This is a genomic window from Paenibacillus sp. JT31N7 (assembly GCF_059692095.1).
Map to the genome: position 1 here is coordinate 563,603 of NZ_JCAUAT010000001.1, position 24,429 is coordinate 588,031.

24 protein-coding genes are annotated in these 24,429 nt (G+C 50.4%); all 24 read right to left on the reverse strand.

The window, feature by feature from the left end:
* Positions 1 to 107: 107 nt before the first annotated feature.
* A complete protein-coding gene (locus AC58P5_RS02515) occupies positions 108 to 1,835 on the reverse strand; it encodes an ABC transporter ATP-binding protein (protein ID WP_497384371.1) in 1,728 nt (575 codons plus the stop codon).
* A 484-nt stretch (positions 1,836 to 2,319) separates the two neighbouring features.
* Positions 2,320 to 2,670 (reverse strand): DUF1801 domain-containing protein, encoded by a 351-nt coding sequence (locus tag AC58P5_RS02520; RefSeq protein WP_497384372.1) that lies wholly within the window; start codon positions 2,668 to 2,670, stop codon positions 2,320 to 2,322.
* Between the two features lie 13 nt (positions 2,671 to 2,683).
* Positions 2,684 to 3,118, reverse strand: a complete 435-nt coding sequence (locus AC58P5_RS02525) for a YciI family protein (protein ID WP_497384373.1) — start codon at positions 3,116 to 3,118, stop codon at positions 2,684 to 2,686.
* Positions 3,119 to 3,226: 108 nt separating this feature from the next.
* Positions 3,227 to 4,492, reverse strand: coding sequence for an RNA polymerase sigma factor (locus AC58P5_RS02530; RefSeq protein ID WP_497384374.1), 1,266 nt, complete (start codon positions 4,490 to 4,492; stop codon positions 3,227 to 3,229).
* Entirely contained in the window at positions 4,489 to 4,923 is a 435-nt protein-coding gene (locus tag AC58P5_RS02535) for a YciI family protein (RefSeq protein ID WP_497384375.1), read from the reverse strand. Before AC58P5_RS02535 ends, AC58P5_RS02530 begins: the two co-directional genes overlap by 4 nt.
* Before the next feature lie 192 nt (positions 4,924 to 5,115).
* Positions 5,116 to 5,952 carry an alpha/beta fold hydrolase gene (locus tag AC58P5_RS02540; RefSeq protein ID WP_497386016.1) on the reverse strand — a complete coding sequence of 279 codons (837 nt, stop codon included), beginning with the start codon at positions 5,950 to 5,952 and terminating at the stop codon, positions 5,116 to 5,118.
* A 29-nt stretch (positions 5,953 to 5,981) separates the two neighbouring features.
* The gene (locus AC58P5_RS02545) at positions 5,982 to 6,314 is read right to left on the reverse strand and encodes a hypothetical protein (RefSeq protein WP_497384376.1); all 333 of its coding nucleotides are present in this window, start codon (positions 6,312 to 6,314) and stop codon (positions 5,982 to 5,984) included.
* The gene (locus AC58P5_RS02550) at positions 6,304 to 7,572 is read right to left on the reverse strand and encodes an MDR family MFS transporter (RefSeq protein ID WP_497384377.1); all 1,269 of its coding nucleotides are present in this window, start codon (positions 7,570 to 7,572) and stop codon (positions 6,304 to 6,306) included. Before AC58P5_RS02550 ends, AC58P5_RS02545 begins: the two co-directional genes overlap by 11 nt.
* 161 nt (positions 7,573 to 7,733) lie before the next feature.
* Positions 7,734 to 9,755 carry an ABC transporter ATP-binding protein gene (locus AC58P5_RS02555; RefSeq protein ID WP_497384378.1) on the reverse strand — a complete coding sequence of 674 codons (2,022 nt, stop codon included), beginning with the start codon at positions 9,753 to 9,755 and terminating at the stop codon, positions 7,734 to 7,736.
* Positions 9,756 to 9,769: 14 nt separating this feature from the next.
* A complete protein-coding gene (locus AC58P5_RS02560; protein WP_497386017.1) occupies positions 9,770 to 11,518 on the reverse strand; it encodes an ABC transporter ATP-binding protein in 1,749 nt (582 codons plus the stop codon).
* A 54-nt stretch (positions 11,519 to 11,572) separates the two neighbouring features.
* Complete coding sequence (locus tag AC58P5_RS02565; protein ID WP_497384380.1) at positions 11,573 to 13,087, reverse strand: GMC oxidoreductase; 1,515 nt, start codon at positions 13,085 to 13,087, stop codon at positions 11,573 to 11,575.
* 38 nt (positions 13,088 to 13,125) lie between these two features.
* Positions 13,126 to 13,374 carry a DUF6137 domain-containing protein gene (locus AC58P5_RS02570; protein WP_497384381.1) on the reverse strand — a complete coding sequence of 83 codons (249 nt, stop codon included), beginning with the start codon at positions 13,372 to 13,374 and terminating at the stop codon, positions 13,126 to 13,128.
* 16 nt (positions 13,375 to 13,390) lie between these two features.
* Positions 13,391 to 14,032 (reverse strand): histidine phosphatase family protein, encoded by a 642-nt coding sequence (locus AC58P5_RS02575; RefSeq protein ID WP_497384382.1) that lies wholly within the window; start codon positions 14,030 to 14,032, stop codon positions 13,391 to 13,393.
* A gap of 39 nt (positions 14,033 to 14,071) precedes the next feature.
* Positions 14,072 to 15,097 carry an LLM class flavin-dependent oxidoreductase gene (locus AC58P5_RS02580; protein WP_497384383.1) on the reverse strand — a complete coding sequence of 342 codons (1,026 nt, stop codon included), beginning with the start codon at positions 15,095 to 15,097 and terminating at the stop codon, positions 14,072 to 14,074.
* A 27-nt stretch (positions 15,098 to 15,124) separates the two neighbouring features.
* A complete protein-coding gene (locus AC58P5_RS02585) occupies positions 15,125 to 16,411 on the reverse strand; it encodes a type III PLP-dependent enzyme (protein WP_497384385.1) in 1,287 nt (428 codons plus the stop codon).
* Positions 16,412 to 16,439: 28 nt separating this feature from the next.
* On the reverse strand, positions 16,440 to 17,699 hold the full coding sequence (locus tag AC58P5_RS02590) for an ATP-grasp domain-containing protein (protein WP_497384387.1): 1,260 nt from the start codon (positions 17,697 to 17,699) through the stop codon (positions 16,440 to 16,442).
* Positions 17,696 to 17,959 carry an acyl carrier protein gene (locus tag AC58P5_RS02595; protein WP_497384389.1) on the reverse strand — a complete coding sequence of 88 codons (264 nt, stop codon included), beginning with the start codon at positions 17,957 to 17,959 and terminating at the stop codon, positions 17,696 to 17,698. The genes AC58P5_RS02590 and AC58P5_RS02595 overlap by 4 nt, the downstream gene beginning before the upstream one ends.
* A 66-nt stretch (positions 17,960 to 18,025) precedes the next feature.
* On the reverse strand, positions 18,026 to 18,934 hold the full coding sequence (locus AC58P5_RS02600) for a BtrH N-terminal domain-containing protein (protein WP_497384390.1): 909 nt from the start codon (positions 18,932 to 18,934) through the stop codon (positions 18,026 to 18,028).
* Positions 18,915 to 19,334: a gamma-glutamylcyclotransferase family protein gene (locus AC58P5_RS02605; RefSeq protein ID WP_497384391.1), complete on the reverse strand. Its 420-nt coding sequence runs from the start codon at positions 19,332 to 19,334 to the stop codon at positions 18,915 to 18,917. Before AC58P5_RS02605 ends, AC58P5_RS02600 begins: the two co-directional genes overlap by 20 nt.
* 65 nt (positions 19,335 to 19,399) lie before the next feature.
* A complete protein-coding gene (locus AC58P5_RS02610) occupies positions 19,400 to 20,098 on the reverse strand; it encodes an SDR family oxidoreductase (protein ID WP_497384393.1) in 699 nt (232 codons plus the stop codon).
* A gap of 11 nt (positions 20,099 to 20,109) precedes the next feature.
* Entirely contained in the window at positions 20,110 to 21,159 is a 1,050-nt protein-coding gene (locus AC58P5_RS02615; protein ID WP_497384394.1) for a zinc-dependent alcohol dehydrogenase, read from the reverse strand.
* A gap of 24 nt (positions 21,160 to 21,183) precedes the next feature.
* Complete coding sequence (locus AC58P5_RS02620; protein ID WP_497384395.1) at positions 21,184 to 22,011, reverse strand: PIG-L deacetylase family protein; 828 nt, start codon at positions 22,009 to 22,011, stop codon at positions 21,184 to 21,186.
* On the reverse strand, positions 22,008 to 23,120 hold the full coding sequence (locus AC58P5_RS02625) for a 2-deoxy-scyllo-inosose synthase (RefSeq protein WP_497384397.1): 1,113 nt from the start codon (positions 23,118 to 23,120) through the stop codon (positions 22,008 to 22,010). Before AC58P5_RS02625 ends, AC58P5_RS02620 begins: the two co-directional genes overlap by 4 nt.
* A 2-nt stretch (positions 23,121 to 23,122) precedes the next feature.
* Positions 23,123 to 24,421 carry an aminotransferase class III-fold pyridoxal phosphate-dependent enzyme gene (locus AC58P5_RS02630; protein ID WP_497384398.1) on the reverse strand — a complete coding sequence of 433 codons (1,299 nt, stop codon included), beginning with the start codon at positions 24,419 to 24,421 and terminating at the stop codon, positions 23,123 to 23,125.
* Positions 24,422 to 24,429: the final 8 nt, after the last annotated feature.

The following is a 24,429-nucleotide window of genomic DNA, read 5'->3' on the forward strand; positions in this document are numbered from 1 at the left end:
CCATTCGAAAAGGATGCGAAGTGAAAAATATAAGAGCGTCCGTGAGGGCAACGGCGCTCTTATTGGGGACATCTCCGCGTAATCTGTGCCGGCATATCAGCGGGGCTTCAATTCGACTGCATGTTATACAGCTTCGCGTACGTCCCTCCCTGTCTCATTAGCGTCTCATGAGTTCCCTCCTCGGCGATCCCCTGTTCCGTAAGCACAACAATCCGGTCGGCATTCCGGATCGTGGACAACCGGTGGGCAATGATCAAGGCGGTGCGGTTACAGGCCAGCATCTCCAAACTGTGTTGAATGATTCTTTCGCTTTCGTTGTCAAGTGTGGAAGTGGCTTCGTCGAAGATCAGGATGGCCGGGTTTCTGAGTATAACGCGGGCGATGCTGATGCGTTGTTTCTGTCCGCCCGAAAGTTTGGTTCCCCGCTGGCCGACAAAGGCTTCATAAGCGCCCGGTAAACCCGTAATGAATTCATGAGCATGAGCCAGTTTGGCGGCGGCTATAATTTCCTCGTCGGTTGCGTCCGGTTTTCCGTACCTAATATTTTCTCGTACGGTGCCCGCGAATAAATAAACGTCCTGCTGCACAATTCCGATTTGGCTGCGCAGCGATTTTAGCTTCACGTCTTTAATATTCGTATCGTCCACGTATACATTTCCTTCACAGGGGTCGTAGAAACGGGGAATCAATTGACACAGGGTAGTCTTGCCTGCCCCGGACGAACCGACAAGCGCAACGGTTTCACCTGGAAATACGGTTAAGTTTAGATGACTGAACACGGGGGAATTGTCGCCTGAATACCGGAAACCAACGTTTTCGAATCGGATTTTTCCTCGGACCGGGTTTAACGTCACTGCGTCTTCCGAGTCGGTTATATCGGGTTTTATCGAAAGGATTTCTACAAACCGCTCGAAACCCGCCGCCCCGTTTTGCAGATTTTGCGTGAAGTTAACCAGTCTTTTCACCGGATCGGTGATGGTGTTTATATAAAGCAGAAAAGTAATCAATTCCGTCAAGAGAAGCCTGTTATAGCTGATAAGGAGCGCACCCGCGACAACGACCGCTATATTCATCAAGGACATGAATGAAGTCAATCCGTTGAAAAATAAAGCCTCGGCTTTATAGCCTTTTTTCCTGCTCGCGAGGAACAACTCGTTACTGGTTCTGAATTTGGCGATCTCAATCTCTTCGTTGGCGAAAGATTGGACGACGCGAATACCGCCAAGGCTATCTTCCAACTGAGCGTTAAGATCTCCGATCCGTTCGTTGTTCCTTTTCAACGCTTCTTTAACCTTGATACTGTAACGGTAGGCGAACAGGAACATGAAGGGCAGAATCGATAACAGAGTCAGCGCCAATACGGGGTTCAGCAGCCACAAAATAAGCGCCGATCCCGCGATTCTTACGAACGAGATGACCAGATCCTCCGGTCCGTGGTGCGCAAGTTCGGATATGTTAAACAAATCATGGGTGGCGCGGGACATAAGCTGACCGGTAGCTGTCTTGTCATGGTAACTGAACGGAAGACTTTGAACATGCCGAAACAAGTCGTTTCGCATATCGGCCTCCATGGCGGCACCCATCGCATGTCCGTAATAGTCCGTATAAAAGCTGCTTCCATACTCGACCGCCATCAAAAATAAAAAAACGGCGATCATTTTGATAAGAAGCGCCGCTGCTATTCCCTCTTCACTGATCGCGTTCGAGGTCATAAAATGGACCAGCATCGGATAGGCAAGCGCGCACATGGAAGCAAGCGCCGCGAATATCAGATCGGCGATGAGTACTTTTTTATAAGGCTTGTAATAAGTCGCGAACCTTTTTATCATTTTCACCCGGATACCTCCGTTGGGTTTGGATTACACGGCCGGCTTTTCCAGTACAAATGACGTTCCTTTTAACTTTGGCTGCCGGGTAAAAAGTCATGGTTATCACTCCCGTTGTTTTTTATCAGGGTATCATTGCTGAAGTTTTATAGACAAAGGATAAATCGGTTTGCAGTTGTTTTTTACAAGTTTTTTTAGATCGTTTCAGGCATAAAAAAGATGCCCTCACTGTTAATAAGGCCATCTTTAAAGATGTTTAAGTGTATCAGAAATAAACGCTTCCAATACTCGGATTTAGACTCGGCTCTGCCGGTACGCCGCCTTCACTCCATCATGCAAGCGAGAGAGCTTGAAAAATAAAAACCGCGCAATGCGCGGCTTACGGATGGATTCACTTCTCGACGATGCACGATTTCTCCCGCTTGATTGCCGAACGATATTCCACCTACCACACGGTAAGAAACAAACTGCTTTTTTTATTTACAGAAAAACTTTAAAGTGCGCTTGAAGCTTGGACAACCAGAGGAACCAGAAGCCCGGAATCAAACGTCTCCCCTTTACGCAGCTTCAACGTTTTTCTTTCTGGAGGACCGTCAAACATTCCTTCTGGGAGCTGAAGATCGGAGGCGTTAAAGATCGTAAAGCTCACCGCATCTTTCGAGGTGGAGATGACGGCGGCGTATTTTCCGTTTTTCAGAAAATGCGGCTTTTTGTATTGAATCCGTTCCGCCACATCGGGGATAGCCTGGTGAACGACCTCACGCAGCCCGGCGGACAGTTCTTTCTGCCATTGTTCCTTCAATGCTTCAATAAACTCGGTTACTTCCTGGTTCGCGGGGGTCATATTTTCGTCTCCTTTAGGTATGTTTCAGCATATCGAGCTGAGTTTTCAAATCGGCTTCCAAAGCCCGTTCCAACGGTTCTTTTGCCCGATCGGACTGCTCAGTGAGCTCTCGGACTTCAATATCGAAAGTCCCGTGTACGGGCGGAACCGGCATCAGTCGCGCCCAGTTTACGGCTTCCTGTTCGGCATTCACCTCAATGAGTGTGTAGCCCGCCAAAAGCCCCTGCCCGGTTTGAAAAGGCCCCGCCTCGAACACCGGCTCCTCTCCATTCGGAGAATACCCTATCCGGATTCCGGTGGAGCTCGGCTGCAGCTCTTCCGCTGCAAGCAGCACACCGGCCTCTGCCAGTGACTTGCGGTACGCAGCCATCGCTTCGCTGTGCGCCTGGTCGGGTTTTACACCTGCCTCCGAAAAACTTGTCGCTTTTACAATCAGCATAAATCGCATCCCCGTTTCCTCCTTGCGGGAAGAATGCTTGCGGCAGTTTACTGCACAGCTCTTCCCCTTATTAAGACAACGAACGAGAAGCCTTGCGATCGACAAGCGGGCACAAAATTATTCGGGGGCTTCGGCCTTGCATTCAGCGGCCCGGCTCAGCAAGAGATCCCGTTCCCGGGCATTCCGCGTCATAGAAGCCGCCCGTTCGAATTCCGCACGGGCTTCTTCCGGCCGTCCGAGCTTCACCAGAAGGTCGCCGCGGACGCTCGGGAGCAGATGATATCCCTTAAGAGCAGGCTCGCCGCTCAACTCGTCGACTATCTGCAGCCCGAAGGCCGGACCGAATGCCATAGCGATGGCGACAGCCCGGTTTAGCTCGACAATCGGCGACGGCGCTGCTCTTGAAAGGGCTTCGTAAAGAGCAGCGATGCGGATCCAGTCGGTCTCCGAAGCGGTTGGCGCCTGCGCATGGCAGGCGGAGATAGCGGCCTGCAGCGCGTAAGGACCGAGCGGGCGTCCGAGCTTGCGGCTCCGTTCAAGTGCCGCCAATCCCCGCCGGATCAGCAGACGATCCCACTGCGCGCGGTTCTGGTCCATCAAGAGGACGGGTTCGCCCGCAGCGCCAATCCGTGTTCGAAACCGCGAAGATTGAATTTCCATCAGGGCAACCAGACCATGAACTTCCCCTTCCCCGGGAGCGATCTCTGCTAGCACGCGCCCCAGTCGAAGCGCTTCCCGGCACAGCAGCGGCCTGATCCAGTCTTCTCCCGAAGTTGCCGAATAGCCCTCGTTGAACATGAGGTAAATGACCTCAAGCACGGCCGTTAACCGTTCCTTAAGCGCTTCCCCGGCCGGTACTTCAAAAGGTACTTTTTGCGCGTTTAACGTTTTCTTGGCTCGCACGATCCGCTGGGCAACCGTTGACTCCGCAATCAGGAAAGAACGGGCGATTTCATCCGTAGTTAGCCCGCATAACAGGCGGAGCGTCAGCGCGACTCTGGCTTCCTGCGACAGCACCGGATGGCAGGTCATGAAGATCAGACGGAGGAGATCGTCGCCGATCTCCCCGTCCAGTGTGGGATTGAGGTCTTCCTCCGTATACAAATCCATGGTGCGGGACATTTCGGCATATTTCCGGTCACGCACTTTCGTTCTCCGCAGAAGGTCGATCGCACGCCGCTTCGCCGTCGTCATCAGCCAGGCTCCGGGATTGTCGGGAATGCCGGAGACCGGCCATTTCTCCAGCGCGATCACGAGAGCATCCTGCGCGAGATCCTCTGCGAGTCCTACGTCCCTCACCATACGCGTCAGTCCCGCGATAAGTTTGGCCGATTCGATACGCCATATCGCATCGATCGTCCGGTGTGCAGGGGACCGCGTCACGCTTTCTTCTGCTCCTCAACCTGCTTGCGGAGTGTTTTTTCCTTCTCGACCGTTTCGGGATTAGGCATCAGATCTTCCACCTCGAACACCTGCCTAAGCTCGATCTCACCTTGTCCGTATCCGTGAGGATCCGGCATACGCATAGCCCACTCGATAGCTTCTTCTCTTGTTTTGACTTCAATAAGCGTGTAGCCCGCAATCATTTCTTTCGCCTCAGTGAACGGTCCGTCCACCACCTTCGGTTTGCCTCCGGGTTCCGGATAGGTAATCCGGATTCCGCTCGAGCTTGGCTGCAGGCCGTCGGCGGCTAGCAGAACACCCGCTTTTACCAATTCTTCGTTATACTTCTGCATCGCCTCGATGAGCTCCTGGCTGGGCAGCGTTCCCGCCTCGGAATCTGTCGTGGCTTTCACAATCATCATAAATCTCATCGGTATATTCCTCCTCTTTTTCGTGAACCTTCATTTATACAACGAATGGGGATCTAAAGAATCGACAGCGGCTCCCATTTTCCCGTTTCGATTTTTTAAATTAATTTTGGTTACTAATTTTCGGCGAAAGCAAGTCTGTTTCCTGCCATTCGGACATATAGGTCATATTCCGGATGCGCCCCTTCCCCCCGCTTACCTGCCGGCTGCAATTCGAACTTCTCTGTTTCCGGTAAAAAAAGCCGAAAGTTCCACTGAAATTAATTTTGCGGGGAGCTTTTTCGTATGCCCGAGTCCTTTCTTGCTGAGCAATTGCGCATTTGGAAGGGCTTGGGCAAGTGCCTGGGCGCCATGTCGCAGACCCACCGGACTTTCCGTGCCTTGGAGCACCAGAACGGGCTGCGTGACGGAGCGCCATAATCCGGCTGGCAATGGCTTTCCTTCCATATAGCCATCGAGCAGAGCGGCATCGTAAGGGAGCGTATGGGCGACGGCCATCAAGTTTGACCAGACACCCGGCATCAGCTTCATCATGCCGACCACGAACGAAGGTGCTCCCATGCCCTGAGTCATAAAATATTTGATTGCCTCTGCACGGCGTCCGTCGGTAATTAGCTCGCTTACATGCTCCGTAAAATTGTGCGGCGGCTTCCGGTCGGCCGGATCGACCACGAACGGTGGTTCGTGCAGAGCCAATTTGGCGATGTCCGCCCCGTTCGCCGCCGCCTGTAGGGCTAGGGCCGCTCCCGAAGACAATCCCCAGACGAAAGCGGAGCCGCCGGCTTCGTCAATAACCGCCTGCAAATCCTCGATTTCGCGTTCGATGGCATAAGGCTGTTTGTCTCCGCTGTCTCCTCTTCCCCGCCGGTCGTAGTTGTACACCGTGAATTGCCCGGACAGCAGCTCCGCCAGCTGCACCTGTCCTGGAAATTTGCGGTAGCTGAACGCTCCCGTCACCAGAATAAGCGCCGGGCCTTGCCCCGTTTTGTCATAAGCGATTGTAGTGCCGTCTTTCGAAGTTACCGTGTTCATCATGCTCGTCTCCTTTTCTGCTACACCGATTATTTTGTTATCTTAAAACGGAACGCTGATTTTGGAAAGGACTGGCCGATGCAGACGGGTGTCTTTCCACCGTGCCTATCTTGAACCGTTACTTTCTCACCTTTTCTTTTCAGCTTTCTCTTGTCCGGATCGTCCCGAATGAATTGCTTCACCTGCCGCCTTCTAGTAAGACGACGAAGCGCAAACGGCTTAATCGACAACCCTGCCCAAAAAAAGAAAATTATTTTTTTCTTCATAAAAGGTCCGCATCTCAGCAACCAAAAAAGAAAGCCTTTCCGGCTTTCTTTCAAGTTCGTTAATTTTGCCCCAAACGCTTCTTTGTCAGACGGCATCCGCTTCCCGCTGGTGGTCGTAGTAGCTGGCAGGGAGCATTTTAAACACGCGTATATAGAGAAGAGAACTGAGGATGGTAACCAAAAAGATAAACCCGAACACCACTTGCGGAGGAAACCAGGCCGAGAACAAAACCGTAACGGGCGCAATCAGCCTGCCGATCGAAAACTGAAGACCCGATGCCCCCATATACTGGCCTCTGGCATGGTCCGGCGCATATTTGCTGATGAAGCTTTCCGTAACCGGGCTGCGTGACACCTCTCCAATCGTGAATATAACCGTGAAAATCAGCAGCAGCCCTATCTGTGTCGTGAACCCGAACATAAACATTCCCGCTCCGAACAGCAGGGAAGACAAGATAAGGACGTTGCGTTCCGGCCATGTTTCAAACCATTTCGTTATCGGCATCACACACAGGACGAACAGCAGGCCGTTCAGGCCGAGGATCAAACCGAATGCCTGCGAGCTGCTGAGGGTAAGGCTCCAATCCCGGATGGTCAGCAGCTTCTGCGCGGGCACATACTCGGTCACGTACACCGCCAGATACATATCCAGCTGCATAAAGGCGATCGTAACCAGAATGCCTGCGGCGATATAGAGAGCAAATAGTTTATCCCGGAAAATAACGCCGTAGCTGCTCGCCTGCTCCTTCAAAATACCGGACAGCTTCATGCCTTGCCGGGCTTCTCCGGCCGCTGCCGGCAGCGTCTCCTTGATCATCAGCAGGATGGCCAGCGAATACAGCAGCGTTACGGCGGTGCAGGTCCAGAGCAGCTCTTGCCGGTACTGGAAAAAGAAGACCGATCCGAGCGCGGGCCCGAACACGGCACCGATGTTCCTTCCGGTCACAAAAGTGGCATAGACCATCCGCCTGTCTTTTGGCGGCGTTATATCCGCCACCATGGCCGAGCTGGCCGGCATGTAGATGGCTCCGCCCAGGCCGATACCGATGTAAGCGAAATAATCCAGCCAATGAGACGAAGATAACGCAAACAGGGCAAACATCGAAGCTTGCATAAACGCTCCCAGCAGCATGGCCGGTCTCCTGCCCAGGCGGTCCGACAGAAAGCCGCCAAACAAGCCCCCTGCCAGGCTGAATATAGGCGGCACAGCCATCAGCACGCTGGCTACGGATTTGCCGAACGCTTCGCTGAAAAATAAGGTGATGAAAGGAAAATACATCCAAAAAAGCAGGTTGAATACGGTATCTCCGGTTAATCTGATTTTCAGATTCAGATCCCATTTGAGCCAATTCATGTGAAGTAATCCTCCCGATTCTTACTGGATAGGAGCTAAATTACCATGAACAGGGAACTTTTACAACCACGTATTTGTAAAGGACTTTCTTATCCCCTCCGTTTTGCTTGCAAAAGAAAGAAAGCAGTGTCCGCACGATGCGGTCGACTGCTTTCATTGTGTTAAACGGGGACATTCGCTCTATCACGCATTTGCAACTGATACATCTGGTAATAGATGCCCCGCTGCTTCATTAATTCGTCGTGATTGCCGCGTTCCGCAATTCGGCCCCGGTCCATCACTAAAATCAGGTCCGCATGATGGATGGTAGATAACCGGTGCGCGATCACAAACGTTGTTCTTCCCTTTTTCAACACTTCCAGCGCCGTTTGGATCATGCCTTCCGTCTCCGTATCGATATTGGACGTGGCTTCGTCCAGGATAAGAACAGGCGTGTTGTAGGCGAGCGCTCTTGCAAAGGAAATCAACTGCTTCTGCCCGACCGATAAGGTGCTTCCTTTTTCGATGACGGGTTCGTCCAATCCATTGGGCAAATGTTGAAGCACGCGCTGGGCTCCGACCGCTCTTAACGAATCTTCGATCAACTCACGGCTGATGGCCGGATTGTCCAAACTGATATTGCCGGCAATGGTGCCTGTGAACAAGAAAGGTTCCTGCAGAACGATGCCGATCTGTTTTCTTACATGCTGCCGGGAAAGGGTCTGGATATCTTGCCCGTCTATCGTAACGGTTCCCTCTTGCAGCTCGTAAAACCTCAGCAGTACGTTCATGATGGAACTTTTCCCCGATCCTGTATGTCCGACGAATGCGACCGTCTGCCCCTGTTTCGCTTCGAAAGAAATATCACGAAGAACGTAATGATCGTCCGAATAGGCAAAGGAAACGTTCTCGAATTTTACGTCTCCCTTCATTCGCGGCGTTTCCCCATCTATGACGTCGGCGCCTTCCTCTTCCATCAGCCTGAAGACCCGTTCGGCCGAGACGAGTGAATGATTCAGCTGAGCCAGCTGATTCACCATTCCCACAAGAGGCTGGAATAAGCGTTCCACATATTCTACAAAGGCATAAATCATGCCGAAGGTAAAAACGGCTTGATGGCTCAAACTGGCTCCGCCAAAATACCAAATGATTGCGGCGAGGGCGAGACTTCTGAGAACCGTAACGAGATTGTTGGAGGTGAGTGCTTTTAAGGTAAGCAGTTTATTGGAATACGTAAAGTAACGTACATTTTTATCCTCAAATTCCTGCCGTACGGTGTGCTGCCGGGAGAAAGCGCGAATGACAGGCATACATTGAATGGCTTCGTTGATCAATCCGTTGATATCGCTCAATGTGGAGCGGATCGTCTGGCTGTATTTGGATGCAAACTTTTGATAAAGCCAGATCCAGCCCGCAAGGGCAGGAATGATAAGCGTGCAAATAAGCGCGAGCCTAACGTCTAATATATAGAGAGCCGTCAAGATTCCGGTTATATAGACGGCTCCGGTGAAGAAATTTCTCAATACGGTAACGAACAATTCTTTCACGGCTTCGGTATCGTTGGTTACGCAAGATACGATCCGGCCGGCCGGTATTCGGTCGAAATACGGAATGGGAATCCGGTGGATTTGCTTTAGAACATCTACCCGCATTTTTTGAATGACACGATTGGAAGAGACTTGCAAGGCATACGTTTGACCGTATTCGAGCAGGCTGGCTGCCCCTACGAATCCGAAATAAAGAAGGATCAAGTTGACGATGCCCCCCAATTCCGGCTCGTAAAAGAGAAACAAGTCACTCGTGGAGAGAATATCGGCCGGATACGTCCCGGTTTCCACATTTCGCTTGACGATGAGCTGTCCGCCTTGTATGCGGCGTTCACCATCAATCTTCACGGCCTCAGGAACGAATACGAACTGCCGCTGCACCTGCAGAATGCGGACTTCTTGTCCCTTCTTTTCATGCTCGTTAAAATAATCGCCCCTTTTATAGAACTTCCCTTTATAGGGCACGGCATTTTCCCCGGGCTCCCGTGTTTCGTACCAAGGTTTTTCAATCCCCAGAATATGTCGGTCGATTAACTGTTTGGCGATAAGCGGTCCGGACAATTCCGCCGCTACCATCAGCAGAAGCAAACAAAGCGCCCCGATAAACGATTTCTTGTAATAAAGAACATACTTGAACAGTTTCTTTCCTACATTCATAGGATTTTCCACGCTCACTTTAACAAGTTCATTTGCAATTTTTGTGATTCGTATTGTTCTTTATACCAACCGTGGCAGGCAATCAATTGAACATGTGTGCCGCACTGGATAATTCGGCCCTGATCCATTACGACGATGAAATCGGAATGTTCCACAGCGGATAACCGGTGCGTCGAAATGAGCGTCGTACGTCCCTTTCGCTCCGCGATAAGGTTCGCGATTATACTCGCCTCCGTTTTAGCATCGACAGCGGATAAAGCGTCATCCAGCAGCATTATTTCGGGTTCGGAAATGATCGCCCGGGCAAAAGCGATTCTTTGCTTCTGTCCTCCCGACAAGGAGACCCCTCTTTCCCCTACCCGTGTATCTATCCCGTCCGGAAGCGTATGAATATCCTGCATAAAGGAAGCCAGTTCCAAAGCGCGGAGCACTTCCTGGTCGGTCGAGCTCTCCCTGCCGAATCGAACATTTTCTTTTACGGTTTTCGAAAATAGAAGCTGCTCCTGAGGGACATAACCGATCCACCGGTTCCAGGTCTCAAGCCGAATCCGTTCCAGGGGGATACCCGAAACGGTGATTTCGCCCCTGTCCGCCGGATACTCCCTAAGCAGTTGCCTTAACAGGGTAGTCTTGCCGCTTCCTGTCCGGCCGACGATACCGATGGTCTGACCGCGGTTAATGTGCAGGGTGATGCCGCTCAGGTTATCGGTTCGGGAAGAAGGATAGCGGAAGCTTACGTGGTCGAATCGTATGGGCTGCGGCAGCGCTATTTCCTCCTCCGGATCTTCCCCATCCTGTACGTCGGGCGGATAACTTATGATCTCATCCAAACGGTCCAAGGAAGCGCTCCCCCGCTGCATAATATTAATCAGTTCACCGATGGCGTACATGGGCCAGATCAGCATGCCCAAATAGACGTTGAACGTGATCAGTTCGCCCAGTGAAATACGCTGATGAAAAACGAGATAAGTCCCGTAGCCGAGTCCGATCAAATAACTGATCCCGATTAACATGCGGATGGTGGGTTCGAATAAAGCTTCGACCCGCGCGATGGCGATATTTTTCCGGAATAAATCTTCCGCCATGGTTTCAAAATTTTTCTGGTTCGCCTCTTCCCGCACATAAGCTCTAACGACGCGAATACCGGTGATGGTCTCCAGCACCCGATCGTTTAACGTGCCGAAAGCGTCTTGGGCGATCGTAAAACGGCGGTGAAGGTATTTTCCGAAGAAGGTAATCACTACCGCGATAAGCGGAAGCGGCAATATGGTAACCAGCATTAAATTCCAATCGATAAAAAAGCCCATCGTAATGAGGATCGTCACGGAAAACAAACAGGAATCGACTAAGGTCAGAATGCCGGAACCCGACGTTTCTCCAATGGATTTGATATCGTTAGTCGCCCGGGCCATGAGATCGCCGGTCCGGTACTTTTCGAAAAAGGCCGGCGTCATCTTCAGCAGATGGGCCATGAAGCGTGAACGCATCTTCAACTGCAGACGATTCGCTCCGCCGTGCAATTGATACATCCAAGCGTAATTCAGGGTATAGATGACGATGGAAAGTCCGAGAATAGACCCGATATACTGCGCCAGACTCGCCGCTGTCAGTGTGTTTTGCTGGATATGGTCCAGAGCGGATCCCAGCAGCAAAGGCGGCAGCATTTCGATCCCATTGACGAGGATCAGGATGAGTACCGCCAGCGTATACCGGATTTTATGCTCTTTAAAAAACCAGCCAAGCCTCAACAAAACAGAAACGATAACGATCACTTCCCTGCTTCCGGATTTCCCGTGTTACGCAGTTACCGCGCGCAATCAGACACTCATATTTTCGGCTATTCTTAAAGCGTTGGCCTGGATCGTCAAGGTGGGATTGACGCCGCCCGCAAAAGGCATGAAAGACCCGTCCGCCGCAAACAAATTGTCGATCGTATGGAATCTGCCGAATTTATCGACAACGGAAGTCAGCTCGTCCGTGCCTGCTCTGCACGTTCCATGCAAATGAGCGCTTCCTAAGTAGTAGTAAGAAGGGTTGCATTGTACCTGCTTGGACCCCATGGCCGTTAAAATTTCTCTGGCCCTCTCGATCATAAAGTTCAGGCGGCGCTTGTCCCATTCATGCGTCTGATAATCAAGAACGATTTTAGGTACCCCCGTAGCTTCTTTATCGTTCGATAACCGGACTCTATTGGACACCATAGGCTGGTCCGCTATGATACATTCCAGTTGAACATACATGCCGCTTCCTTCATTGCCGTAATAGGTCCATGGGTTCGCTTCGTAGATCAGCCCGCCCAGACCGGAATGACAATGCGGGTCTTGATAATAATCCGTAATCGAAACGGTGGAGTATAACCCTTTCAACGGTTCGTTCAGCTGCTCGTAAGGATGATTGTCCACCCAGCCGGATACGTATTCGCTGTTCTTGAAGCTTAGTCCCGAACCGACCAGACCGGATTTGTTCCCTACTCCGTCCGGCCACCATTTGTTCGTTGAACGCAGCACCAGAGCGGCGCTTTGGATCGCGTTTCCGGCCAGCACAAATTGTTTCGCTTTGATGTGGAATCTTTCATTCGTGCTTAGGTCCAGGCATTCCAAAGAGTCGATTATGGATGGGTTCGTCTGGTGGAACGCCAGAGCCTTCGTATTTTTCATCAGCGTCACATGCTCGAGTTTCAGCACGGGCTTCAAAATACGCGTAAAACTGTCCGCTTTGGCGCCGATCGGGCACGCATAATCCGTGCAGCTGGTTAAGTTGTCGCAGCCCGGATAGCCGTTATGATCCGTTGTGTTGACCGCCAGAGGAGTCGGAAACGGATTCAAACCGAGCTCTTTGCCGGCCCGGTCGATCAGGGCGCCCTGCTGACTGTAGGAATGGGCCGTTCGGAGCGAACCGGTACCGGTCCTGTTTTTGAACGGATCGGCATTCAAATCCCCGGACACCCCCAGCCACTGTTCAATCTTGTTGTAGTAGGGATCCAGATCCGAATACCCGATGGGCCACTGGGGATCCATCGCATCCGGCGCCACGTATTCTCTTGCATCGAAGTCGACGTCTTTGTATCGGAACGAGATGCCGGCATAGAAAATCGTTCCGCCGCCTACCGCACTCGCAGACCAGGGGTATCCGTTATCCCCCCAGGTCCCGTCCGATTCTCTCGCGTACGCTTTCTCCGCATGGCTCATAACCGAATCTATATTCGTTCCCGGTTCAATGAGCTCGCCTTGTTCCACGATGACGACTTCCAGGCCTTTCTCGGCCAAATACTTGCTGACGACCGAACCGCTTGCTCCGCTGCCGATCACGCACACGTCGAATTGCTTTGTCAAGGTGATTCCCCCCTACCTGATTATTTCGATTGCCAGGATTAAACGTTTATTCGGGTAATCTTAGTCACGATCTCATCGGCATGTATCAAATAAGGACCTTCCAAATTCATATCCAACGTACAGTCAAAAAGCGATTCAACCCGTTGGACAATTTCAAAGAAATCCCGCTTATCCACTTCCATCGGTCCCTGTTTAAACGTTTCCAAAAGCTCGTCCCCGTCCTCGCCGGTCACTCCGGAAATCGCATAGATCACTTGATACAAACAGTTCCGTTCTTTGTTATCCATCCCATCTCGCCCTCTCTTATCCGGTTGTTTGGAGATGTGAACGGTTGTTCAGACTCTCCAGGAGAAAACTGCTGCTGATCGAATCGTAATGAATGATATGCATCGCCGTATTGCTTGCTTTTATCTGCCACTGCAGGAGCTGTTCATTCCCTAGCCCGAGAAAAAACAGGATAGACAGCTGAATGCTGAAAGCGTGGGTAAAAATAACGATATTGCACGCTTCTTCGGCATGCTTCCGGAACAAATCTTTATAAAAGCACTCGAGCCGTTCCCGCTGTACGTCAAGCGATTCCAGTCCCTTTACGATTTCCAAATGAGGCGACTGGATCCGCTGCTCCAAATATAGATCCCACTGCCTCTGCGTAATCGGCGGGATAAAAGACTCCGGAGCTTTCAGCTCGCTCAAACGCTCGTCTTCGATGAAAGGCACGGCCGGAAACCGCCCCTGAAAAATGGATGCTGTTTCCCTCGCCCGTTTCAAAGGACTTGAATAAATGACCGACGGCGTCAGTGAAACCGGGTATTCATCCCGAAGCTTCACGGCCTGGCCGATCCCTGCTTCCGTCAGCCCGCAATGAGGATCATAAGCGTCCATGAGTGCGTCGTCTTCCAGAATGTTGCAGTGGGCCTGCGCGTGGCGGATTAAAATCAATCGCATGCTATCTCTCCCTCCGTTCGGATTGTTCGCTGCGGTTCCCTAAACCGGATTCGAAATCCCTTCCTTCACCCGGCTGAAATGAATAAAATCCTCCTCGCTGTACATGGAACCCAGCAACACGGCTTTCACGCCGAGCTTATAATACTCGTTCAAATAAGCGCCTACTTGTTCGTAATCCCCGACTAACACGGGGCTGTAAATTCCACCGTTCATGTATCCGCCCATCCAGAAAACCTCATCGTAAGTTTCACTTGCTAAAGCCAGTTCGGCCAGCGTCCGCTGCCAGCTTGATTCCGAATTTTTTTTCATCCGGAGCTGAATCGTCCCCTGCCGGTTGCTGGGATAACGGGAATGAGCGGCTTTCCATGCTTCCTCTGCCGATTCTCTGGCAATAATTTCGATTCTTATGGCACTTTGAACATGCGTTCCTTGCAGTTTTCCGCTAAAATGGTGTTTAAAATGTTCCAGGGGTCCCGGATGAGTGACGACGAAATCCGCTGCTTTTAAACCCGCTTCAAGACCTTCCTCGGAAGAACCGGACATAAAAATGTGGGGGAAAAGCCCCTTGTCCGGCAGCGTGGGCTTAAACTCCAAATTATTCAGTTCATAATAGTCTCCTTTAAACGAAACGGGAGAATCGGATTCCAGCAGCAGACGCAGTACCTGAACATATTCGTGCAGTTTCTTGTAGCGGGACGAATGGTCGATATAGCCCCCTGTTTGCTGGAGTTCGCCGGTTACGGCGCCGGTGATCATATTTAAGTCGATCCGCCGGTTGTATAAATAAGTGAAGCTCTGAATTAACTTGGCTGCCGTATAAGGAGGATACATATAGGGCTGAAGCGCAATAAGAGGAACATGGCGTTCCGTATGCTGCAAAATAACCGAGCTGACGGCCCAGGGGTCCAATACGGAATGGTTAAAAAACGACAGGGACCCGACTATGCCGTAAGAATCGGACAATTGAGCGATTTTAATGGAGTTTTCCATGAATTCTTTTTTGGTGGCATAATGGTTGACGCCTGGAATTTGGCAATAATATTGAATCGTATCCAATGCAATCATCCCCCTGCTTTTCGTATATTGGGCTTTCTATTTATCCACAAAGAGGAGATTGGGTTCCGTCTCTAACTGGGTCGCGACTAAGTCTTCCGCGGTTCCTTTCCGCCTGATTAGCTTGTACGAATCCTCCCGTTTGAGAATTTCAATGGGTGTCGGATGTCCCAGAAAATGAACCGGACTGAAGCTCAGACCGTAGGCGCCCGAATTCAGCACACATACGAGGTCACCCGGATACAGGGCCGGTATATGGACATCCTTGCCTATACAATCCTCGGGCGTACAGAGGGGACCGGCAATGGTGACTTTTTCGAGCTCCTGCCTGCCGGAGTCTTCCCTCATGGGAATGCATTCAATGGGATAATTGCTCCTCATACTTCTTCCCCGGAATGTAGAGGCCGCATGGTGGTGCATTCCGCCGTCTACGATAACGAAAATCTCTCCTTTGGACGCTTTCCGGTAAAGCACCTCGGTTACATACACAGCCGCTTGAGCCAATAAATATCTTCCGCTTTCGATAACAAAGGTCGTTTGAGGGAACAAGGAGTCTCTGGCCTCTTGAACGTAGTCACTGATCGTACGGGTAATTCTGCCGATATCCAGTGCCTTTTCGTGTGAGAAATAAGGTACTCCGAACCCTCCGCCAAGATTAATGAATTCGCAGACGATCCCGTATCGTTCATAAATTTGACGGCCTAAATCGACGGTATATTTCATCGATTCTATGATGCTGTCGGTATTCAGATTCTGGGTTCCCGTATAGACGTGAATCCCGATAAATTTCGTGAATTGAAGAGGACGGATGGCATCAAATACGGCATCCAGCATGGATTCGTCCATTCCGAATTGTCTCGGTACCCCGCCCATTTTGATGGCCGTGCTGCCGAAGCTTTTGTCGGGATTGATCCGGATCGCGACACGGACCGTTTTGTTTTCTTTTTCAGCCAGTTCTTCTATGTATCGGAGTTCCGGAATGGATTCCGCAATGATGCAGTAAATCCCGCTTTTAACGGCGATTTCGAGCTCGCTTCGTTTCTTCCCCGGCCCCGAAAAAATGATGTTTTCGGCTGAAAATCCGGCATGCCGGGCTAAAGCCAGTTCTCCGGCGGATGCAACCTCGACGCCAAGCCCCCACTTCCGGAACAATTTGGCCACGTGGATATTGTTGTTCGCCTTCAGGGACAAATAAAATTGAATAGCCGGGTTCGTCCGGCTTCTTATTTGCTCATAATGCGTTTCGATAAAATCGCCGTCATACAAATAAAAAGGAGTCTCGAATTGTTTCGTTAAGGCTTTGATTTCAGCAGGATCCAGGTTCATCCTTAAGTCCCCCTTCCTTCTTCATGACTTAATGAACACTTGTCGTCATTTTCGTGTTCAGCTCGTCAAGCAGGCTTCGGGCCTTTTTCAGCTGTTCGGAATTGCGGGCAGAGACTAACACAAAGAGCTTATAGGTATTTTTAAAGGCTCCCGAAGCCTTGCAGAAATTGTATAGATCGATTCGGACCGGTAAATCCCGAGTCACTTCCGAGAGATCGTTTACGTAATCTTCAAAATTCAGATCCGCCCTGGAATTGAACACCAGCACCCTGCTTTCGACAAACTCATAACGCTTCTTCTGTTCGATAACTAAAGGAAGAATATACGTGACTTGCGTGAGTCTGGCGTTAATCTCGATAACCGGAATCAGTTCTCCGTTCGTATCGATGATGGAATCGATTCCGAGGACGCCGGTATACCCCATCTGCCGGATCAGTTCTCCTGCCCGCAAAATTTCTTCGCGATAATCGGCCGATTCCGACTTCGATAAGGAAGGGGAGAAATTCGTTCCTTTGTAGACTCCGTTAGGGTCTACGATTTGCTCGGTAACGGCCAGAAGATGGACTTCATGTTCGGAAATAAACAACTGGGACGTTAAGCTGAGCCGGTGGGGATGCCAGCCTTCCAGAAGCAGGTCGACGTTTGTCTGCCGGTTTTGAATATAATTCAGCAAAAAACGGAAATTTCGTTCGTTGTCGATGACTTTGAGCCCTTTACCGGAGGAGCCGTAAGGAACCTTTAACACACACTTGGAAAAACCCGCTGAAACGAGCTGATCGTAGGCATGCTCCAAGCTCGCGATATCGCTGCAGAAATAACCGGTCGTGACGTTGAACCCGTTCTTCTCCATAAGTCTTCTCGTGTTGAACTTGTGATTGATTTCCCGGCAGACCGCCAAATCCGGCGCAATGATATCCATGTGCGGATACCGCCGCTTCAGCTCGAGCAGCTGATCCGAAATAATGAACGGGATAATCGTATAATGCGCAAGATCAGGCACTTGAGAAAGTTCGTCGCAACAAAGTATCGACGGCAAGGAGAGATGGCGCTCTTTCCAGTAATCTAGAAAGGCCTGCTCCGGCATCGTATGAAAAAATACCGTGTCCTGCGGCCTTGCCAGAAAGAGAAGCTGATGCTCCTGCTGCACGACAATCTTCTCGGACTGAGGGTCCTTGACGGAGGGAAAGTAATTCGACGCCTGGCTGTCCTGGTCTTCGCCGATGTTCATGTACCACAGGATTTGTTTGCCGTTCAGACGATAATAATCCAGCGGATGAGTGAACTTCATAGGATTCCCTCAAGTTTAGCCGCCACATGTTCCGTAATTTTCCGCACCGTTGAAAAATTTTCTACGATCAGTTCGTCGTCGTTAAACGTGATACCGAATTGGCCTTCCAAACTGACGATCAGATTAACGGCGGTTACCGAGTCCAGGCCGAGCAGAAACAAATCGGTTTCGGGGGTAATGGATTCCTTCGTCTGTAGAATTTCATTCACACAAGATACAATTTGAGCGGCCCGAACGTTTTCCTGAGTTTCTAGAGACATCACATTCAACTCCTTCTGTATTGGATCGCGGTTTCCTAATAATGATTTATCCGGTAGCTGCCGGAACTAGCTATAACGACTCTTTAGCTTCCGCATAAAGGTGTCCTCTTGTTCTCTTAGTTGCTGAATTTTGCAGGCTGCACCGTCCCAGTCCATTTGTTTCGCGATGATATGCCGCCTGACGATGGTGGCGATATGGTTGGCCAACTGATGATTATGGAGAAGGAGGGCGGATTCCTCCGGAGCGTCATCTATATAATGAAGAAACTTGGCGAAAACATGCCGGGATGCAGCGATTAAACGAAGCCCGTGATCCATCGAGATCAGCCGGTTTTCCTCATAACTCCGCATATCAAGCAGCACCCGGTCGTAGAAGATATAGTCGTCCTCGAAGGCTTGCAGCCACTGCCGGAACAAAGCCAAATCTTCTTGTTTGTTTTCCCGCATTTCCTCGTCGGTAAGTTCCAGAACCAACAAAGTTCTCATCTGCCCGGGCAGGCTGTTGAAAGCCGATTCTATATGCGGAGCCGGCAAATATCCATAAAGCCCGTCCCAATCTTCCACGTAGTACTCCTCGGTCTCACCGTTGTAACGAGTGACGACAAGCGAATGAGTGGAATGAATGGCGTGGAAGGCTTCTTTCCGGTAAGGCAAATAATACTCGTCCCCCCACACGAAAACGACTTTTTGCCGGTCCAGCAGTTCATTCAAGCAGGCGGAAGCCCTGCTAAAGTCGGGAAAAGAAGCCCGAACGGGCGTGATCCCTTTCCGGAGTAAATCTTCGTCGGATAAGGAAGGCTCCGAATACTTCCATTTGCTTTTATTTTCGATAAAGATTTGGCGGTAAATTTCCGATGTACTTTGATAGCTGTTATAAAATAAAGGGATGACGGGGACCCGGTGTGAGTCCAAGTAAGCGATTATTTGGGATTTTCGGCAATCGAAAAATTTCTCGTCATAACGAGTGAGGCACATCTTGCTTCTCCTCTATTCCGGCAGCATGCTGCAACCGGTATTGTTTCCAGTCGGAGAACCTTGTTTCCAGGTAATCGTCCCGGTTGTACACGTACGTCCAAGCCAAATGAGTTTCGTTGTCCGTGTTTACCTGGCATTCGATTCTGTCAAATAAGTTTCTTTCATCCCCGGGACCGAAATATTCTTCCAGCTCATCTATCCGTTTCAGCGTTTCTTCCGAAACTTCATACCATTCACCCGTCACAAGCTGATTGTCCGGCAGTAAGCCGGGGTAACCGTATCCGGTATCCACCAAGGAGCCGGCTATGCTGGCTTGTCGTGAAAGCAGGGTGGCTTCTTTCATATACTTGTAATTGTTTTCTCCCTCACGCAGGGTCCCGTAGACAAATAATTTGGGCATGAAAATTCTCCCCTTTAAACGCTTAGTAAAAGCATTCGCCTAACTGTTCAAAGCCTTAAGTTCCCTCACAGAGGCATGCTGTTTCCAAGATGATCGACAATATTGAAATCATAATCCTTCCCGGGCGATTCGATGATGCGTTCGTACAAATGACGGGAGATTTCACCGGGTTCATAAGGCGCATCCTCTCCCCCCATTTCAGTTTTCATCCATCCGGGATGAACCGCGAGCACCTTGAAGTGCTCCGGCTTCAGTTCTCGCTCCAGCATGCGGGTAAACATGTTAAGAGCGGCTTTGGAGATAGAGTAGCCGTACGTTTTTAAGGGAAGTTCGGAAATGCTTCCGGCCTCGGAGCTGATATTAAGAATGGTTTTGATCTCGCTGCTTTCCATCATAGGCTTGAGGTACTTGATAATGGCCATCGGACCCAAGACGTTCGTTTTCCACGTTTCCTCGAAGTCCGCAAGGTCCACTTCTTGGATTTTTTTGGATCGGATGCCTTCACGGGCCGCGTTATTGATAATCACATCAAGCTTGGGCGTCACGGCGGTAATGAGCGAATAAGCCTGCCGGATTGAATCCTGGCTGCTTACATCCACGGGAATGATGCTCAGCTCTTCCTTGTACTTGCTTTTCACCGGGAGCAGCTGCTCGGCTCTGTTCATGTTTCTCACTCCGGCAAGAACTTGATGTCCCCGTTCCAGAAAAACCTGACAAAGACTTAGTCCCAGCCCGCGGTTCGCGCCGGTTATGAAAACAATCATGGGCTTCCCCCTTATGAGTAGGTCAGAACAACCTGCAGAACCTCATGCGGATGTTTATCGATCAATTCGTATGCTTTCGGTGCGTCGCCGAACGGAATCCGGTGGCTGACCAGGTTACGCAGCTTCAGCTTGAGGAGCAGATCTTTCCCGATATTCCTTCTTCTCGCATCGTTATACATATGGCTGATGGAAGGATCGATCCCGAGGGTCTGGGAAGCGCGGATCGTAATCCGGTTCTGGTGAAATTCTTCGGAAAGATTCAGCACCGAATGTTCGCCTTGATACCAGCCTACGGCTGTAATCACCGTGTCCGGCGCCGCTATGCGAATCGCTTGATTCAAAGCGGACGAATGACCGGATACTTCAAAGACGGCGTCCGCACCCCGGTTATCCGTAATCTCTCTGATTTCTTTGGCGACATCCGTCCGGTTGGGATTAAAGACATGGTCGATTTCAACTTTCTTGGCGATGTTCAGCCTATTCTCAAGCGGATCCACTCCGACGACCGTGGCACCGGACAATTTGGCTAATTGAGCGATTAACTGCCCGACTACACCCAGTCCCGATACGACGACGACGTCACCGATTTTAATTCTCGTGTCCAGTACGGCATTATAGGCCGTCATCAGGTTTGTGTAGAAGATGCCGAGCTCAGGCTCGAGCGTTTGGGGAAGTTTAAAGATTTTTTTATGATGCTTGCATACGATCGTTTGATGCCTCCCGTGGGAAAACACGATATCTCCGACCGAAAATCCTTCCACGTCTCCTGCCACTTCAATAATTTTTCCTACGTTCGAATACCCGATAAACCAGGCATCGTCCTCGCAGCTCCGGATCGGATATTTAATTTTTTGCTCTTCGGCCAGGTCCTCGAATAAGCGGGTTTCATTATCCATATCTCTAGTAAAATAAGGAGCGATTCCTCGATAAGCTCCCATTTCCGTGCCGTGACTGATCCCCGAATAGAGGGACTGAATCCGGCATTCGCCGCTTTTTAAAGGTAATTCTCCTGCCGTTTCCACGATTAATTGGCTTGGACCCGTGTAGGTCAAAATTTCCATGGGAAGCACTCCTTTTTATTTTTGTCAGGTTTGAAGGGGTTCTGGACTTAACGCCCTGAATACCGACCAAACCGGAGTATCCGTTTCTTTTATCCAAAACAGCTCGGTTTGGCTAAGCACTCCGCCGTTACTGATATTCACTTCCGCATTTTCGCCAAACAATCCGAGCAGCTGCGTTTTGTATTCCAATACAGCGGCTGTTTTTACCGAAAGGTAAGCGCTGTTTGTCAATTCCAATTGCCGCCATCCGTCCTGTAAAAATTCATTATGCTGCTGCCAGTACGGAAATTCGGAATAGAAGAGAACCGGATAGCCTTGCGACAGCAATCTCATCCCGGCTTTAGTCAACAGCCGATGATCGACATGTTGGGAGATGGCGGGAAATACCCATGTATAATTTCGGGCCGGGTCGCAGGACAGCAAATAGTTTTCGATTTTGGGCAGGAAGTCTTCTTCATCCCGTTTATCCGGAATGCCGAATAAGTCCTCTTCCGTCCGGTAATAGGGCTGCCCCGCATTTTCCCTGTAAATGGCATCCGGAAAGGAGAGTACTTCAACCTGTACACCGGCAAGATGCCGGAATGCCTGCTGATCCTCCTGGAAGCGACGCGCCACGAGTATGGACAAGTGCTCGCCCTCTATTTCATCTTCGAACAGTCCCAAATCCTCGGCTGCATACTGTCTGACAATCTCGCTGGGTTGGAAGCGAACGGACGGGCAGCCCCCGAATACAGTCAAGACCTTGCAGGTGTGCCCCTGATTCACCATTTGCATTAAAGTCGACGCGCACGACAAAATGACATCATCGAAGTGAGGCGAAATGAACATAAAAGCACGCTTATCCTGCTTCATCCGGACAGGCCTTCCCTAATCACTTCTTTTATCAGCGTTTTTTTGACAGGGGTAAGCAGGGTTTTGTTATATACCGCGGGCTTCCCTACTCCACTTAGCAAAATCATGCCCAAATTATCCTCATCCAGCTTAATGTAGCCTCTTTTGTTATCGTGGATTAAATAATGGAAGATGGATTCCGGGTCTGATTTAAGCGGGATATCCTGCAAAGCCCCTATTTTATTTAAAAGCCAGTAATGCGAGGACACATCATGCTCGGACAGCAGATTCATCCGGTTCGCTATTTTAGCGGCGTAAATCATGCCGACTGCAATGGCTTCGCCATGCGTGATTCCTCCCTGCTCGGCAAGCTCGATCGCATGCCCGATCGTATGGCCGTATTCAAAGATCAGGCCCTTCTTTTTCTCATAAATATCTTCGCTTAGTACCGACATCTTGGCCGATATGCAGAAATTAATAAACGTCTCCAACTGCTTCGGAGAATACACATTAGTTGAATTTAAATCGTCCTCTGTAAATTCCTTGTCGTCGTTTTCCAAAATGAGCATATTTTTTACCAGCTCGCACATGCCCGCTTTGACCTGCCGGGGCGGTGACTCCGACAAGATTCCGGTATCGGCGAAGACGAACCGGGGCGGATAATAAAAACCGACCAGGTTCTTTCCGTTCGTTAAATTGACCGCCTGCTTGATCGAAAGAACGGAGTCGGAAGCCGCCAAAAACGTGGTGGGAACGTGAATTAGCGCGATCCCGCGAAACATCATGCCGGCCGCCACTCCCGCAACGTTCCCGGTTAACCCGCCGCCGACCGCTACGATTGCGGTCCTGCGGTTGGCTCCCAAAGCAATCGCCTGCTCTTGCAGACTGGTCACGGTTGCGAGTGTTTTATATTCTTCTCCCCCCTGGAAGCGAAGAATATGTACGGGGGCAAGCTTGCCGAAGTATTCGGCGGCATGATGAACAATGGAGTCCGGTACACCCGAATCCGAAATCACGATATATTGATCGAATTCATCCCGGGGAATATAATCTTCAATCGATTCCAATACCTGTTCGCCGAATGCAAAGTTAAAACACCGGTCCGCAAAACAAATTTGTTTAGTCGTCATGTTTAGCCTCCACCGATCAAATTATCGAGAAGTTTGAGCTGTTTCTCATACGGGAGCAAATCCGATGCCCCGTCAATCATGTTCCATGCAGTCCTGAACGTTTGCTCGGTTGAAACCTCTTTTCCCCGCAGGTGTTTAAATTGCTCCGATAAGACGTCGGTTACGTTCGTAAACCTGCCGATCATGTCCGTTTGAACGTCTTTGTCCATGCACAGGGAAAGCGATTGATTATCTCCTTCGAATAAAATGAGTCCCTGATTGAAGGCTTCCCGGTAAAATGCCTCCTCCAACTCTCCGTCGCCGAATACCAGCTGAAAAATGGAACTTCCGTTCACTTCGATAGGCAGGGAAGATTGAACAAAAAGCTCTTTTAAGTTCCCGGTCAAGGCTTGACCGTAAGAACGAATCACATCGTAGCCTTTACTGCTTTCCATCTTTTTCAACGTTTCCAGTGAAGACAAGATCGGCAGCATTTGGTAGTAGGATGTATACGTATGTTCCTTGGTCTCCGCCATAATTTCGTCCGAACTCACCACGCATGAGATCCGGTGCCCGTTCGACAAACCTTTTGAGAAGACGTACATATCGGCCTTCTCGGTCGTCACCAGCTCAAGCGAGGAGCCTTGACGGTGCCGGTAGCCTTGTTTCACATCGTCGCAGCAAACCAGGACACCGTGCGCACGGCATACGGATATGATTTTTTCTATCGTCGAAGCCGATAAATACGTATAATCCGGCGAAAATATGACCAGGGCGACTTGATCCTTGTGTGCCTTCAAGGCGCGTTCCAGCAGCTCCGGGATGAAATAAAACTCAATCACACCGTCATCATTTGGTTCCAGCAAGGTCCCCTTTTGTCTCCACATGGGGTCCCAGCCGTGATACCCGGAGCTGAGCACGATTTTCTTGCCGCTGTAATCGCGTGCGGCATATACGGCCGCTCTGCAAGCGGCGGTTCCGGTCGTATAGAACGAAACTCTCGCATCCGGCAAAGCGCTGTCTTTCTTAATCCGTTCGGCCAGTTCAATGATCGGTTTGGAAGGGCCCGTTACAATCTCCCTATCCTGCTCCAGAAAATTCCGCAAAGCGGCATTGACGGCCGCATCGTTATGCCCCAATATAATAGACCCTTTCCCGTTCATCAGGTCGATATAATTGCCGCCGTCGTAATCGAATAAATAAGCCCCGCTTCCCCTTGAAAACATCACTCTTTCATTGCGGAAGGGATCGACCGGCGAATCGATATAAGTACCGAGTACGGATAGCAATTGTTCCGAATTTTCAATAATCTCTTGTTTCATTTCATCGT